General features: G+C 67.5%; 11 protein-coding genes and 9 tRNA genes. 17 read left to right on the top strand and 3 right to left on the bottom strand.

From position 1 onward, the window contains the following. The first annotated feature begins 98 nt into the window (after positions 1-98). The 16 genes from csrA (at position 99) to F0415_RS03205 (ending at position 10,254) form a co-directional block, all read left to right on the top strand. Positions 99-314 carry a carbon storage regulator CsrA gene (csrA, locus tag F0415_RS03280; protein ID WP_149859767.1) on the top strand — a complete coding sequence of 72 codons (216 nt, stop codon included), beginning with the start codon at positions 99-101 and terminating at the stop codon, positions 312-314. 54 nt (positions 315-368) lie between these two features. Beyond that, positions 369-461 (top strand) — tRNA-Ser (locus F0415_RS03275). A 133-nt stretch (positions 462-594) separates the two neighbouring features. Beyond that, positions 595-671, top strand: a tRNA-Arg gene (locus F0415_RS03270). A gap of 132 nt (positions 672-803) precedes the next feature. Beyond that, positions 804-880: transfer RNA gene (locus F0415_RS03265), tRNA-Pro, on the top strand. A gap of 74 nt (positions 881-954) precedes the next feature. After that, positions 955-1,031: transfer RNA gene (locus tag F0415_RS03260), tRNA-Arg, on the top strand. 27 nt (positions 1,032-1,058) lie between these two features. After that, positions 1,059-1,135: transfer RNA gene (locus tag F0415_RS03255), tRNA-His, on the top strand. 56 nt (positions 1,136-1,191) lie between these two features. Beyond that, a tRNA-Lys gene (locus tag F0415_RS03250) sits at positions 1,192-1,267 on the top strand. A 46-nt stretch (positions 1,268-1,313) separates the two neighbouring features. Then, a tRNA-Leu gene (locus tag F0415_RS03245) sits at positions 1,314-1,398 on the top strand. A gap of 86 nt (positions 1,399-1,484) precedes the next feature. Next, entirely contained in the window at positions 1,485-2,786 is a 1,302-nt protein-coding gene (gene tig, locus F0415_RS03240; protein WP_149859766.1) for a trigger factor, read from the top strand. A 29-nt stretch (positions 2,787-2,815) separates the two neighbouring features. Next, positions 2,816-3,439, top strand: coding sequence for an ATP-dependent Clp endopeptidase proteolytic subunit ClpP (clpP, locus tag F0415_RS03235; protein ID WP_149859765.1), 624 nt, complete (start codon positions 2,816-2,818; stop codon positions 3,437-3,439). A gap of 113 nt (positions 3,440-3,552) precedes the next feature. After that, positions 3,553-4,854, top strand: a complete 1,302-nt coding sequence (clpX, locus tag F0415_RS03230; RefSeq protein ID WP_149859764.1) for an ATP-dependent Clp protease ATP-binding subunit ClpX — start codon at positions 3,553-3,555, stop codon at positions 4,852-4,854. 136 nt (positions 4,855-4,990) lie between these two features. Beyond that, positions 4,991-7,426 carry an endopeptidase La gene (gene lon, locus F0415_RS03225; RefSeq protein ID WP_149859763.1) on the top strand — a complete coding sequence of 812 codons (2,436 nt, stop codon included), beginning with the start codon at positions 4,991-4,993 and terminating at the stop codon, positions 7,424-7,426. A gap of 204 nt (positions 7,427-7,630) precedes the next feature. Continuing rightward, positions 7,631-7,903, top strand: coding sequence for an HU family DNA-binding protein (locus F0415_RS03220; RefSeq protein ID WP_149859762.1), 273 nt, complete (start codon positions 7,631-7,633; stop codon positions 7,901-7,903). Between the two features lie 16 nt (positions 7,904-7,919). Continuing rightward, positions 7,920-7,994, top strand: a tRNA-Val gene (locus F0415_RS03215). Positions 7,995-8,009: 15 nt separating this feature from the next. Next, positions 8,010-8,086 (top strand) — tRNA-Asp (locus tag F0415_RS03210). A 227-nt stretch (positions 8,087-8,313) separates the two neighbouring features. Further along, positions 8,314-10,254 carry a SurA N-terminal domain-containing protein gene (locus F0415_RS03205; RefSeq protein ID WP_149859761.1) on the top strand — a complete coding sequence of 647 codons (1,941 nt, stop codon included), beginning with the start codon at positions 8,314-8,316 and terminating at the stop codon, positions 10,252-10,254. Positions 10,255-10,447: 193 nt separating this feature from the next. Here F0415_RS03205 and F0415_RS03200 read toward each other — a convergent pair whose 3' ends face one another. The 3 genes from F0415_RS03200 to gloB all read right to left on the bottom strand — a co-directional run bounded on the left by F0415_RS03200 (position 10,448) and on the right by gloB (position 13,358). Continuing rightward, a complete protein-coding gene (locus tag F0415_RS03200; protein ID WP_149859760.1) occupies positions 10,448-11,239 on the bottom strand; it encodes an enoyl-ACP reductase FabI in 792 nt (263 codons plus the stop codon). 83 nt (positions 11,240-11,322) lie between these two features. Then, a complete protein-coding gene (locus F0415_RS03195; protein ID WP_149859759.1) occupies positions 11,323-12,591 on the bottom strand; it encodes a transglycosylase SLT domain-containing protein in 1,269 nt (422 codons plus the stop codon). Continuing rightward, a complete protein-coding gene (gene gloB / locus F0415_RS03190; RefSeq protein ID WP_210244155.1) occupies positions 12,588-13,358 on the bottom strand; it encodes a hydroxyacylglutathione hydrolase in 771 nt (256 codons plus the stop codon). The genes F0415_RS03195 and gloB overlap by 4 nt, the downstream gene beginning before the upstream one ends. Positions 13,359-13,400: 42 nt before the next feature. Here gloB and F0415_RS03185 point away from each other — a divergent pair, with 42 nt between their 5' ends. Next, complete coding sequence (locus F0415_RS03185) at positions 13,401-14,087, top strand: methyltransferase domain-containing protein (RefSeq protein WP_149859757.1); 687 nt, start codon at positions 13,401-13,403, stop codon at positions 14,085-14,087. Positions 14,088-14,109: the final 22 nt, after the last annotated feature.

Below are 14,109 nucleotides of genomic sequence, written 5' to 3'. Positions count from 1 at the left end.
GGCCGGCATACCATCGGCCCGGGCCGTGTTTTTCCGGCGAAGGAACCGTGGCGAGGGGAAGCCGCGGGCCGGTGCAGGGACGTATCGGGAGGACGGGGATGTTGATTCTGACGCGTAGGGTTGGGGAGACCCTGATGATCGGCGACTCGGTCACCGTGACCGTGCTCGGCGTCAAGGGCAACCAGGTGCGCATCGGCATCACCGCGCCCAAGGACGTCGCCGTGCACCGAGAGGAAATCTTCCAGCGCATCCAGAAGGACGAAGGCGACTCCGCCGGCGAGCAGCCTTCGCCGGGTTTACCCAAGGACGGCTGAGGGCTATCCTATGCGGCCGGTTTTGCCGGAAACGGCGGGCCCGGCGAGTGTTCCGGAGTGATGCCCGAGAGGCCGAAGGGGCTCCCCTGCTAAGGGAGTATAGGGTCAAAAGCTCTATCGAGGGTTCGAATCCCTCTCACTCCGCCAGCTTCGAGATCGCCGCCCTTTGGGCGGCGATTTTTCTTGGAGGAGGCCTTCCGCCGGAAGGCCGTGGCCGGGTGCGTCATCGTGTGCCGGCTGTTGACGGATATCTGGGCCTACTCCATAATTTCGCTTCTGCGCGCCCGTAGCTCAGCTGGATAGAGCACCAGGCTACGAACTTGGTGGTCGGGAGTTCGAATCTCTCCGGGCGCGCCACCAACGCAAAACGGGTGCTTCGGCACCCTTTTTGTTCTTCGGAGGCCTCGGCGTACCGCGCGTTGCGCGCCCGCCGGGGCAGCCGTAGAGTGGAACCTCCTGTGGCGCCGGCGAGGCGCCGGGCTTGAACGCCGGGGTATAGCTCAGCCTGGTAGAGCGCCAGCTTTGGGAGCTGGATGTCGTGGGTTCGAATCCCTCTGCCCCGACCAGGCCGGCCCCGGCTTCCGGAACCCCGACTCGCGCCGGGTCCGGGCGGCGGGTCCGCCGGGTATGATTCCGGCAGGCGCCCGTAGCTCAACCGGATAGAGCACCGGCCTTCTAAGCCGGCGGTTGCAGGTTCGATTCCTGCCGGGCGCGCCAGGCGGGGGCTGAGGTTCAGAGAATCTGGTGGATGTAGCTCAGTTGGTTAGAGCATCGGATTGTGATTCCGAGGGTCGCGGGTTCGAGTCCCGTCTTCCACCCCAGTTCCGGGATGCGGCATAATGCCGCCTCCGCTGCCGGAGCGGCAGGGAAGGTCAACGGGCCGTTAGCTCAGTTGGTAGAGCAGCTGACTCTTAATCAGTAGGTCCTAGGTTCGAATCCTAGACGGCCCACCAGACCTTCCAGCCCTGCCCAAAGGACAAGGGCTGGACTCCGCGAAGCGCGAAAGTGGCGGAACTGGTAGACGCGCTGGATTTAGGTTCCAGTGGGGAAACCCGTGAGAGTTCGAGTCTCTCCTTTCGCACCATCCGGGCACGGATGCGCGGGGGCGGCTAGGCTCTGCGGGTTTTTTCGTTTTCGCGCCCGTCGAGGTGCGCGGTTGCAGGAGTGAACATGCAAGTCTCGCTTGAGAACACCGCCAATCTGGAACGCAGGATGACCGTCAGCCTGCCGGCCGAGCGCCTCGAAGGTGTGGTCGGTGCCCGGCTGCGCGAGATCGCGCGTACTGCCAACATCAAGGGCTTTCGCAAGGGCAAGGTCCCGACCAGGGTCATCGAGCAGCGCTTCGGCCCGCAGGTCCGCAACGAGGCGATGGGCGAGCTGATCCGGGAAAGCTTCGGCGAAGCCGTGCGCGAGCAGAACCTGCGCGTCGCCGGCAACCCGGAAATCAAGGCGGAGGCCCCGGGCGAAGACGGAGGCCTGCGTTTCACCGCCACCTTCGAGGTGGTGCCCGATTTCGGCACCATCGAGCCGGGCAAGCTGAAGATCACCAGGGTCACCAGCTCGGTCGAGGAGTCCGACGTGGACACCATGATCGAGACCTTGCGGCAGCAGCGCCGCAGCTGGGAGCCGGTGGATCGTGCCGCCCAGGCCGGCGACCTGGTGCTGGTCGAGACCAGCGCCACGACCGCCGATGGCCGGGTTCCGGCCGAGGGCAGCGAACGCGGCGCCACCGTGCTCGGCTCCAACGTCATGTACCCGGAACTGGAGGCCAGGCTGGCTGGCATGAAGGTCGGCGACGAGGCCGAGGTCGAGGTCACCTTCCCGGAGAACTGGCGGGTGGCGGCGCTGGCCGGAAAGCCGGCCAAGGTCAGTCTCAAGGTCGTTCGCGTCTCCGAACCGAAGTTGCCCGAAGTGGACGAGGCGTTCATCAAGAGCTTCGGCATCAGGAGCGGCAAGCTCGAGGTCTTCCGCAAGGAAGTGCGGGCCAACCTGGAGCGCGAACTGCGCGGCGCCCTCATGGCCCGCCTGCGGGCCGAGGTGGCGGACAAGCTGGTCGCCGCCTATGCCGGGGTGGAACTGCCGCCCCGCCTGGTCGAGGCCGAGGCCGCTTCCCTGGCCGCAGCCGCCGAACAGCAGGCCCGCCAGGCGGGACAGAAGGACGCGAAGTTCGACCCCGCCAACTTCATGGAGCCGGCGCGCAAGCGCGTGGCTGCCGGACTGCTGGTGGGCGAGGTCGCGCGCCAGAACGGCCTGAAGCTGGACAACAAGCGGCTGACCGAGACCCTGCAGCTGATCGCTTCGACCTACGAGGATCCGGAGCAGGTGGTTGAACTGTACCGGAACGACCCCAACCTGATGGCCGGCCTGCGCAACCGGGTGATGGAGGAGCAGGTGATCGACTGGATCGCCGAGCGTGCCGACGCCACCGAAAAGGCGGTAGGCTTCGCCGAACTGATGCGGCCCGGCGCCTGACGCGCCGGCCTGACGGGCAGGGAGAAGACATGGAACCGACCAAGGCCTTGAACCTCGTGCCGATGGTGGTCGAACAGACCAGCCGTGGCGAGCGCGCCTACGATATCTACTCGCGTCTGCTGAAGGAGCGGGTGATTTTCCTGGTCGGGCCCATTGACGACTACATGGCCAATGTCGTGGTGGCGCAGTTGCTGTTCCTGGAGGCGGATAACCCGGAAAAGGACATCAGCCTGTACATCAACTCGCCGGGCGGCATCGTCACCGCCGGCCTGGCCATCTACGACACCATGCGCTTCGTAAAGCCGGACGTGAGCACCATCTGCGTCGGCCAGGCCTGCTCCATGGGCTCCTTCCTGCTGGCTGCCGGCGCCAAGGGCAAGCGCTACATGCTGCCCAACAGCCGGGTGATGATCCATCAGCCCTCGGGCGGCGCCCAGGGGCAGGCCACGGACATCGCCATCCAGGCCAAGGAAATCCTCTACCTGCGCGAGCGCCTGAACAAGGAGCTGGCCAACAACACCGGCCAGCCGCTCGAAAAGATCGAGCGCGACGTCGAGCGCGACTACTTCATGTCCGCCGACGAGGCGCGCGAATACGGCATCGTGGACGCCGTGCTCAGCGCCCGCCCGGCGGATTCCATCCAGGCCGGCTGAGGCGCCGGGCGACCTGGCCGAAGGCGCCGCCCCCACCCCCGCCGGGCCGGGGCTGGCTGGCTGCCAGCCTGTGCTATCCTCGGCCCCGACCCACACTACCCAGGCCACCCAGCATGACCGAAGACCGCCAGGGTCGTTCCGGAGACAGCGGCAAGATCCTGTACTGCTCCTTCTGCGGCAAGAGCCAGCACGAAGTCCGCAAGCTGATCGCGGGCCCGAGCGTGTTCATCTGCGATGAATGCGTCGAGCTGTGCAACGACATCATCCGGGAAGAACTGGAGGAGAAGGCGCACGCTGCCCGCAGCCACTTGCCGAAGCCCCGCGAGATCCTGGAAGTGCTGGACCAGTACGTCATCGGCCAGCAGCGGGCCAAGAAGACGCTCTCTGTGGCGGTGTACAACCACTACAAGCGCATCGAAAGCCGGATGCGCAACGACGACGTCGAGTTGAGCAAGTCCAACATCCTGCTGATCGGGCCGACCGGCTCGGGCAAGACCCTGCTTGCCGAGACGCTGGCGCGATTGCTGAACGTGCCTTTCACCATCGCCGACGCCACGACCCTTACCGAAGCGGGCTATGTCGGCGAGGACGTCGAGAACATCATCCAGAAGCTGCTGCAGAAGTGCGACTACGACGTCGAGAAGGCACAGCAGGGCATAGTCTACATTGACGAGATCGACAAGATCTCGCGCAAGTCCGAAAACCCGTCCATTACCCGCGACGTGTCCGGCGAGGGCGTGCAGCAGGCCCTGTTGAAGCTGATCGAAGGCACGATCGCCAGCGTGCCGCCGCAGGGTGGGCGCAAGCACCCGCAGCAGGAGTTCCTGCAGGTGGACACGCGGAACATCCTGTTCATCTGTGGCGGCGCCTTCGCCGGCCTGGACAAGATCATCCAGGCGCGCAGCAGCGACGCCGGCGGCATCGGCTTCGGTGCCAAGGTCAAGAGCAGCGAACGCAAGGCCGACATCGGCAAGCTTCTGGCCGAGGTCGAACCCGAGGACCTGATCAAGTACGGGCTGATACCGGAGTTCGTCGGTCGTCTGCCCGTGGTCGCGACGCTGGAGGAACTGGACGAGGCAGCCTTGGTCAAGATCCTCACCGAGCCCAAGAACGCCATTACCAAGCAGTTCCGCAAGCTGTTCGAAATGGAGGGCGTGGAACTGGAGGTCAGGGCTGACGCGCTGTCGGCCATTGCCCGGCGTGCGCTCAAACGCAAGACCGGCGCCCGCGGCCTGCGCACCATCATGGAATCGGTGTTGCTGGACACCATGTTCGAGCTGCCCTCCCTGGAGGGCGTCAGCAAGGTCGTGGTGGATGAGTCGGTGATCAACCACCAGACCGAGCCCTACCTGATTTACAGCAACGGCAGCCAGGCCGTCACCAAGCCGGCCCCCAAAGCTGCCTCCGGCGACTGATCCGCCCGTAAGTCCTTGAATCAAGGGCCGGTTCCGCCGGCCTTTGGTTTTCTGCGACCGCCTTCCTTGCAAGCGGCCCCCCGGAGCCCCATAACGTGGACCCCGGGGGCAGTCTCGCCCCCGCCCGGAGCCAGAGATGTCCGAACCGACCTCCACCGCCCAGCGCCTCGACCTGCCCGTGCTGCCCCTGCGCGACGTGGTCGTTTACCCGCACATGGTGATTCCGCTGTTCGTCGGCCGGGACCGCTCGATCAGGGCGCTCGACCAGGCCATGGCCGGCGACAAGCAGATCCTGCTGATCGCCCAGCGCAGCCCGGATACCGACGATCCCGGTGCGGAGGACCTGCATGTGGTCGGCACCCTGGCCCAGGTGCTGCAACTGCTGAAGCTGCCCGACGGCACCATCAAGGTCCTGGTCGAGGGCACCGCCCGTGTGGCCATCGATGGTTACGGCGAGCGCGATGGCGCGCTCACCGCCAGCGGACACGTGGTGGACTCGGTGTACGAGCGCAGCGAGCGCGAGATCGAGGTCACCATGCGCTCGCTGATGAGCCTGTTCGAGCAGTATGTCAAGACCAACCGGAAGCTGCCCCCCGAGTTGCTCACGACGCTGGCGGGCATAGACGACCCCAGCCGGCTGGCCGACACCATCGCCGCGCATCTTGGCGTGCGCCTGTCCGACAAGCAGCAGTTGCTGGAGACGCTTGAGGTCGGTCAGAGGCTGGAGCTGCTGATCGGTCTGGTGGACGGCGAGATAGACGTCCAGCAGATCGAGAAGCGTATCCGCGGCCGGGTCAAGTCGCAGATGGAGAAGAGCCAGCGCGAGTACTATCTCAACGAGCAGATGAAGGCCATCCAGAAGGAGCTGGGTGAGCTGGACGACACGCCCAACGAGCTGGACGAGCTGGCCCGAAAGATCGCCGAGGCCGGCATGCCGAAGGCCGTGGAAGCCAAGGCCAAGACGGAACTGAACAAGCTCAGGCAGATGTCGCCGATGTCCGCCGAGGCCACGGTGGTGCGCAACTACGTGGACTGGCTGATCGGCGTGCCTTGGAAGAAGCGCACCAAGGTGCGCAAGGATCTCAAGGCTGCCCAGGAAGTGCTGGACGCCGACCACTATGGCCTCGAGAAGGTCAAGGAGCGCATCCTCGAGTACCTGGCGGTGCAGTCGCGGGTCAAGCAGATGCGCGGCCCCATCCTCTGCCTGGTCGGCCCCCCGGGCGTGGGCAAGACATCGCTCGGCCAATCGATCGCCAAGGCCACCAACCGCAAGTTCGTGCGCATGTCCCTGGGCGGCGTGCGCGACGAAGCCGAGATTCGCGGTCACCGACGCACTTACATCGGCTCGATGCCCGGCCGTATCGTCCAGAATCTGGCCAAGTCCGGCACCAGGAATCCGCTGTTCGTGCTCGACGAGATCGACAAGATGAGCATGGACTTCCGTGGCGACCCCTCATCGGCCTTGCTCGAGGTGCTCGACCCGGAGCAGAACAACGCCTTCAACGACCACTACCTGGAGGTGGACCTGGATCTGAGTGAGGTGATGTTCGTCGCCACGGCAAACTCACTGAATATCCCCGGACCGTTGTTGGACCGCATGGAAGTGATCCGCATTCCGGGCTACACCGAGGATGAAAAGCTGAACATCGCCCAGCGTTACCTGCTGCCGAAGCAACTCAAGGCCAATGGTCTCAGGCCGGAGGAGCTGAAGGTCAGTGAAGCGGCGTTGCGCGACATCGTGCGCTATTACACCCGCGAATCCGGCGTCCGCAACCTCGAGCGCGAGATCTCCAAGATCTGCCGCAAGGTGGTCAAGGAGATCGCCCTGGCCGGCCCGCGCAAGGGCGGCAAGGGCAGGGCACTGCATGTCACACCAAAGAATCTGGACAAGTACCTCGGCGTGCAGCGCTTCGATTTCGGCAGGGCCGAAGAGCAGAGCGAGGTCGGCCTGGTTACTGGTCTCGCCTGGACGGAAGTCGGCGGCGACCTGCTGCAGATCGAAGCGACGCTGGTGCCCGGCAAGGGCCAGCTGATTCTTACCGGACAGCTTGGCGACGTCATGCAGGAATCGGTCAAGGCCGCGTACAGCGTCGTGCGTTCGCGCTCGGAAAGGTTGGGGCTGGATTCCGAGTTCCACCAGAAGTTCGATACGCACGTGCATGTGCCCGAGGGCGCCACGCCCAAGGACGGCCCGAGCGCCGGTATCGCCATGGTCACGGCGCTGGTGTCGGTACTGTCGGGGGTGCCGGTGCGGGCCGACGTCGCCATGACCGGCGAGATCACCCTGCGCGGCCGGGTGTTGCCGATCGGCGGTCTCAAGGAGAAGTTGCTGGCGGCGCTGCGCGGCGGGATCCGTACCGTGCTTATCCCCGAGGAGAATCGCAAGGATCTCGCGGATATCCCCAAGAACGTCACCCAAGGCCTTGAGATCATTCCGGTCAAGTGGATCGACCAGGTGCTGGACGTGGCTCTGGTGCGCCCCCTCGCGCCCGGTTCCAGCGCTGGCCCGGATGCCGAACCGGTCGGCGGCCAGGGTGCAAAGGGCACCGGCACCAGCGCGATCACGCACTGAACGAAGCTTCCCGCAAGTGGCTGAAAGCCGCATGGATAGCGGGTTTCGCGTATTGCGCGCCCTATGGGCCGCTGGTATAAATCGGTGCATCCGCCGCGCGCCGCATCGTGACGCGGCGGTACAGGTGGACCGGGAAGCAGAGGGCCGCGGGCTCCGCTTCCCGGTTTTTCAGATCGCGGGTTCCACTCGCTCAGGGAGTAAATGATGAACAAAGCCGAATTTGTGAGCGCCGTCGCCGACGCCGCCGAGCTGTCCAAGGCCGACGCCGGCCGTGCCGTCGATGCCATGGTCGACGTGATCACCAAGGCGCTCAAGAAGGGCGACACCGTCACGCTGGTCGGCTTCGGCACCTTCTCGGTGCGCAAGCGCGCCGCCCGCACCGGCCGCAATCCCCAGACCGGCGACACCATCAAGATCAAGGCGTCCAAGAACCCCGCCTTCAAGGCTGGCAAAGCGCTCAAGGATGCTGTAAACTGAGCGCCTTCCTTGGGAGGGGTGCTTAGCTCAGCGGTAGAGCGTCGCCCTTACAAGGCGAGGGTCGGGGGTTCGAAACCCTCAGCACCCACCACCACCGGTTTTCGGCGGAGTGGTAGTTCAGTCGGTTAGAATGCTGGCCTGTCACGCCGGAGGTCGCGGGTTCGAGTCCCGTCCACTCCGCCACTCAGATCAGGAAACGCCCGCGGCCATGCCGCGGGCGTTTCGCTTTCCGGCCCCTGTGGCGCCGCCCCGGGTATGCCGCCGGCGCCGGCCCTGCCGCTGCGCCGTTGCTGCGTCTAGCCCCTCCCGGCGGGGGCTGATACGCTAGCGGGCCGCCCGGCGGAGCCCCGCCGGGCGGCAACGCATTCCGGCCCCCGGACCCTCCCGGGGCCAAAGACACGGCTTCCGAGATGCTGCAAAAGATTCGCGAAAGATCCTCCGGCTGGCTGGCCTTCATCATCCTCGGCCTGATCATCATCACCATGGCCTTCTTCGGGGTGGAGTCCTACTTCGCCCCCAAGGTCGAGACCTGGGTGGCCAGGATCACCGGCCCCGAAAGGCTGCTGGGTTACGGGGAGCAGGTACGGGAGATCGGACCCGAAGAGTTCCGGCGCCGTTTCGATCAGGCCCGGCTGGAGGCGCGCGAATCGCAGGGCGACGCCTTCGACGCGGCGGCGTTTGAAAGCCCGGAGAACAGGCGCCGGATCCTTGATTCGCTGGTGGACGAGGCGTTGCTGGCGCTGGCGGCGGAGCGGGCCGGCATATCGGTGCCCGAGGCCGAAGTCGCGGCCCTGCTCAAGCAGATGCCGGAGTTCCAGGCCAACGGCCAGTACAGCGCCGATCTCTACCGCCTCGGCCTGGCTGCCCGCGGAATGACCCACGCCCAGTTCATGGCGGCCACGCGCGCCGATATGGCCAGGCGGCTGCTGCCCAGCCAGGTGATCGAAACGGCCATCGCCACCGCGTCGGACATCGACGATTACCTGCGCATGAGCCAGCAGACCCGCGACCTGCGCCTTGTGGACCTGCCGACGCCCTCGCTCGAAGGCGATGCGCCGGACGAGGCGGCGTTGCGGGCCTGGTACCGGGACAATATCGGCCGCTACCGCAGCGAGGAGAAGGTGGCGATCGAATACGTCGAGATAGACGCCGGTACGCTGGATGTCCCGACCGTCGTGGACGAGGCCACGCTGCGCCAGCGTTACCAGGACAACCGCGCCCGCTACGTCAACGAACCCGGGCGCACAGCTTCGCACATCCTGGTGGCGGTACCGGCCGACGCCGATGGCGAGGCGGTGGAGGCTGCCCGACAGCGCGCCGAGGCCCTGGCTGCCCGGGCCCGCGAGCCGGGCGCGGATTTTTCCGCCATCGCCCGGGAGTCCTCCGACGACCTGGGCTCGCGTGATCAGGGCGGCGACCTGGGCGTGATCGAGAAGGGGCTGTACGCGCCCGCCTTCGAGGACGCCCTGTTCTCCCTGGAGGAAGGCCAGGTCAGCGACCCGGTACGTACCCCGGACGGCTGGCACGTGATCTGGCTGCGCGAGTTGGGCGAAGGCAGCGAACGGAGCTTCGAAGAGGTGCGCGCCGAACTCGAAGCCGAATACCTGGCCACCGAACGCGAACGCCGTTACAGCCAGTTGGCCGGCGACCTGATGGACGCCGTCTACAAGGATCCGACCTCCCTGCAGCCCAGCGCCGAACGGTTCGGGCTGAAGGTCGAGCGTACCGGCCTGTTCTCCAGGGCAGGCGGCGAAGGCATTGCAGCCTTGCCGGAGGTGGTCGAGGCGGCTTTTGCCGATGCCCAGCGCCTGGAACGCCAGGTCAGCGATGCCATCGACATCGGCGAGAACCACATGGTCGTGCTGCGGGTGGTCGAACACGTGCCGGCGGCCGACCTGCCCTTCGAGGAGGTTGCCGAGCGGGTGCGGGCCGACCACACCGCCGCGCGCCTGGCCGATGCCGCCAGGGTGCAGGCCGAGGCGCTGCTTGCCCGCGCCCTGGCGGGGGAATCGCTGGACGTGCTGGCAGCGGAGGTTTCGCGCACCGTGGCCGGCTTGCCGGGCGTCAACAGGCGGGCGCCGCTGCCGCCGCAGGTGCTCGACGTCGCCTTCTCCCTGGCACCGCCGGAAGACGGCAAGCCGAGCGTGGGCATCGCCGAGCTCGCGCCGGATCGTTACGCGCTGATAGCCGTGGACAAGGTCACGCCGGGCGATCCGGGCACGCTTGACGAGGCGACGCGCTCGCTGCTGCGAGAGCAACTGGCCCAGGCCCGCGGCCTTGCCGAGTTGCAGGAGTATCTGCAGGCCCTGCGCCAGTACTACTCGGTGCGGGTCGCCGAGGATCGGCTCTGAGAGGCTGCCGAAAAGGCTGTCGGGAACGGACGCCCCGGGCTCATTCACGGCACGAGTCCGGTACATGTCCGGACTCGCTCCCGACGAACGGATCGCACGCGCGCTTGCGTCGTCGGTGCGGCCTCCCCGGTCGCGTCGGCAGGCCGTTTTCCGCCGGCCCGCCGCGCCGCCGCTCAGGCCGGGATGGCGGCGCTCACTCGCCGCCGATGCCGGTCATCCCGAGGATGTTGTAGCCGGCATCCACGTAGGTGATTTCGCCGGTCACACCGGCGGCCAGGTCCGAACACAGAAAGGCGGCCACGTTGCCGACATCTTCGATGGTGACGGTGCGGCGCAGCGGTGCGGTCTGCTCGACATGGCCGAGCATTTTGCGGAAGTTGGCGATGCCGGCTGCGGCCAGGGTCTTGATCGGGCCGGCCGAGATCGCGTTCACGCGGGTGCCTTCCGGGCCGAGATTCATCGCCAGGTAACGCACGCTGGCTTCCAGCGATGCCTTGGCCAGGCCCATCATGTTGTAGTTCGCCAGCGCCCGCTCCGAGCCGAGATAGGTCAGGGTCAGCAGGGCGCCGTTGCGTCCCTTCATCATCGGTCGGGCGGCCTTGGCCAGAGCCGGAAAGGAATAGGCCGAGATGTCGTGGGCGATCCGGAAGTTCTCCCGGGTCATGCCGTCCAGGAATTCGCCCTCGATGGCCTCGCGCGGAGCGAAACCGACCGAGTGCACCAGGATGTCCAGACCGTCCCAGCGCTTGCCCAATTGCTCAAACACGTCCTCGATCTGGGCGTCATCACTGACGTCCAGCGGCAGCACGATATCGGAACCGCAAGCCTGTGCGGCCTCGTCCACGCGCGACCTCAGCTTGTCGTTCTGGTAGGTGAAGGCCAGTTCTGCGCCTTCGCGGTGCATGGCCTCGGCGATGCCGGTGGCGATGGATCGCTGGCTGGCGATGCCGACGATGAGGGCGCGCTTGCCCGTCAGGAAACCCATGATCATTCCTCCCGAAGCCGCGTCCATCGCGGCGGAAACGGCCTAGTTTGGCCCGCGACGGGCCATACCGCCAAGCATGGCGGTCAGGGATCGATGCGCAGGCGGCGGCCCGGGCGCAGGATGCTGCGGCCATCCAGGCCGTTGAGCAGGTAGAGCTGTTTCAGCGGCACACCATAACGGGCGGCAATCCCGGATAGCGTGTCGCCGGGCCGGATCTCGTGCTGCCGTGGTGGCGGTGCCGGCGGCAGGGTCGCCGGGTCCGGCGCGCCGGCGGCCAGGCGCTGCCGGACCAGGGGCGTCTCGGGCACCAGCAGAACGCGACCGGCGGTGGGGTGGCTGGCCTGGCCACGGCGGAAGGCCGGGTGGAGCGCGCGCAGGCTGGCGGCATCCACGCCCAGCCAATGGGCAGCCTGGTCCGGGCCGCGCACCGATGCCGGCAGCTCGACGCGAACCAGCGGGGAGAAGCGCGAGTCCACGGGCAATGCCAGGCCGTGGGCGTGCGGTTCGGCGATCAGGCAGGCCAAGGCGCGCAACTTGGCCACGTAGTCATAGGTGGTCCTGGCCAGGCCGACCGGAAGACGCTCTTCGCCGGATGCGCGGTGGTCGCCGCTGGCGCGGAAGGCCCGCAGGATCCGGTACTCGCCAGCGTTGTAGGCCATCGCCACGGCGCGCCAGTCGCCGGCGAATCTGCGGCTCAGCGTCTGCAGATAGGCCAGGGCGGCATCGGTGGATTCGGCCGGGTTGAGCCTGCCGTCGTAACCGGAGGTGATGAGGATGCCGTGATGGCGGGCCGTCGCCGGCATCATCTGCCACAGGCCGGCCGGGCCACCGGGACCGATCGCTCCGGGTCGGTACCAGCTTTCCACGATCGGAATCAGGGCGAACTCGGCCGGAAGCCCCCGCTTGCCGGTCTCCTCGGTCACGAAGGCCAGCAGCGGGAGGATTTGCTCCAGCTGCGCGGCGAAGCGCCCGGGATCGCCGGCATAGCGCCGCCGCCAGGCCAGGTTGTGTTCGCCTTCGATGCAGGCTGGCGCCTGGAAGCCGCTCGCCAGGCGCTCGAAGACCTGGCCGCCGGTGCGCAGGCGCTCCGGTTCGCCCGGAGCGATCGCGCCTTCTTCGAACGGCCTGGCCGCGATCCTCGCCGCATCGTCTGCCGCTTCGCCCGGCTTCGCGTCGTCGCGGTCGCCGGCGGCTGGCGCCGGTTCGGCGCTTTGCGGCTCCGGCGCCGGCACGCTGGCGGCGGCCGGTAGCGTTGGCACGTGCTCGTCCGTTCCCTGGCGTACCGCCCCGGGCTGGCAGGCGGCCAGCAGCAGCGCCAGGCCGGGCCCGAGAGCGACCAGGCCGGCCCTCATCCGCGAAACCCGTCCTTCCAGGCCCTCAGGGTGGCGAAGGCTTCCAGCCGGTCGCGCGGCGGCCGGCCAAGCCGCGCGCTCAGGCTGGCCCGTATGCCTGGCGACTCCAGGCGCAGGAAGGGGTTGCCCGCCCGCTCCCGGCCGATGGAGCTGGGCAGGCTGGGCCGGCCGGCGGCGCGCGCCACGGCGACCTCGGCCAGATGGTCGTCGCGGGCGGGGTTGTCCGGTTCCGCGGCCTTGGCGAAGCGGCCATTGGCTTCGGTGTACTCATGGCTGCAGCAGACCAAGGTGTCCGGCGGCAGCGACGCCAGCCGGTCCAGCGAAGCCAGCATCTGCGCCGGCGTGCCCTCGAACAGCCTGCCGCAACCGAGGCTGAACAGGGTATCTCCGCACAACAGATACCTGCCGCCGTAGTAGGCGACATGGCTCAGGGTATGGCCCGGCACCTCCATGACCTGCAGTGCCAGGCCCAGCGCCGGCAGGTCGACGCGGTCGCCCTCCCGGACCCGGATGCAGTCGTCCAGGCCTATCCGAGGTTCGACCGGCGCGTAGACCGGCAGGTCGAAACGCTCCCGGAGTTCCCGGATGCCGCCGATGTGGTCCGGATGGTGATGGGTGACGAGGATGGCCACCGGCCGCAGGCCCCGGGCGACGGCATCCAGCACCGGCGCGGCCTCGCCCGGGTCCACGACCACGGCGTCGCCGCCGGCACCCGTCAGCAGCCAGATGTAGTTGTCCTCGAGGGCGGGCAGCGGGGTTGCGTGCAGCACGGGGTGACCAGTCGGCGGCGATGACGCAGAATCGCGACCATGCCCCCGGCCCCGCATCGTCGTCAATCCGAAACCGGTCCTGGCAGTTGGTTCGCCCGCGAGCCGGCCCTGCGCCTGGTCCAGGCCGTGCAACGGGAGGCCGTTCCGGAGCTGACCCGGGTGTTCGGCCATTCCGGCCTGTTCCTTCGTCCCTCGGAACAGGTTCCGGCCCGCCTTTCCGGCAATCTGCTGGCCCAGGTGGTGAGCCTGCATCGGGCCGGCGGTGGCTTTGCCGGCCAGTTCGATTGCGAGGACATCGCCCTGCCCCTGGCGACCGGCAGCCTGGCCCTGGTGTACGCCCTGTTCGTCCTGGAAACCTCGCGCTCGCCCGGCGAGCTGTTGCAGGAAATGGCGCGGGTGCTCAAGCCCGAGGGCAGTCTGATGCTGCTGGTGCTGAATCCATGGTCGCCGATGCGTTTGCGCTGGGCCCGGCATGGCCTCAGGCCGGTATCGGGTGGCTGGGTCCGCGCGGCCCTGGCGGAGGCGGAACTGGAACTGGTCCGGTGGCGCAGCCTGGGGCCTTTCTGGGCCGGCCGCGATCGGCTCGAGCTCCGGCCCGAACGCAGAACCGGCCTGGAAGGGCTGCGTGCCGCCCGGTTGCTGGTGGCGCGCAAGCGCGAGGCAGGGCTGACTCCCTTGCGCGCTCCCGCCGGCCTTGCCTTCCGGCCGGGCATCAGCGCCGGATGAGGTGTGTGCTCATGCATGGAAG

The sequence above is a fragment of the Arenimonas fontis genome (assembly GCF_008386465.1).
In the GTDB taxonomy this organism is placed as follows: domain Bacteria; phylum Pseudomonadota; class Gammaproteobacteria; order Xanthomonadales; family Xanthomonadaceae; genus Arenimonas; species Arenimonas fontis.
This window is presented reverse-complemented; position numbering and strand designations above follow the sequence as displayed.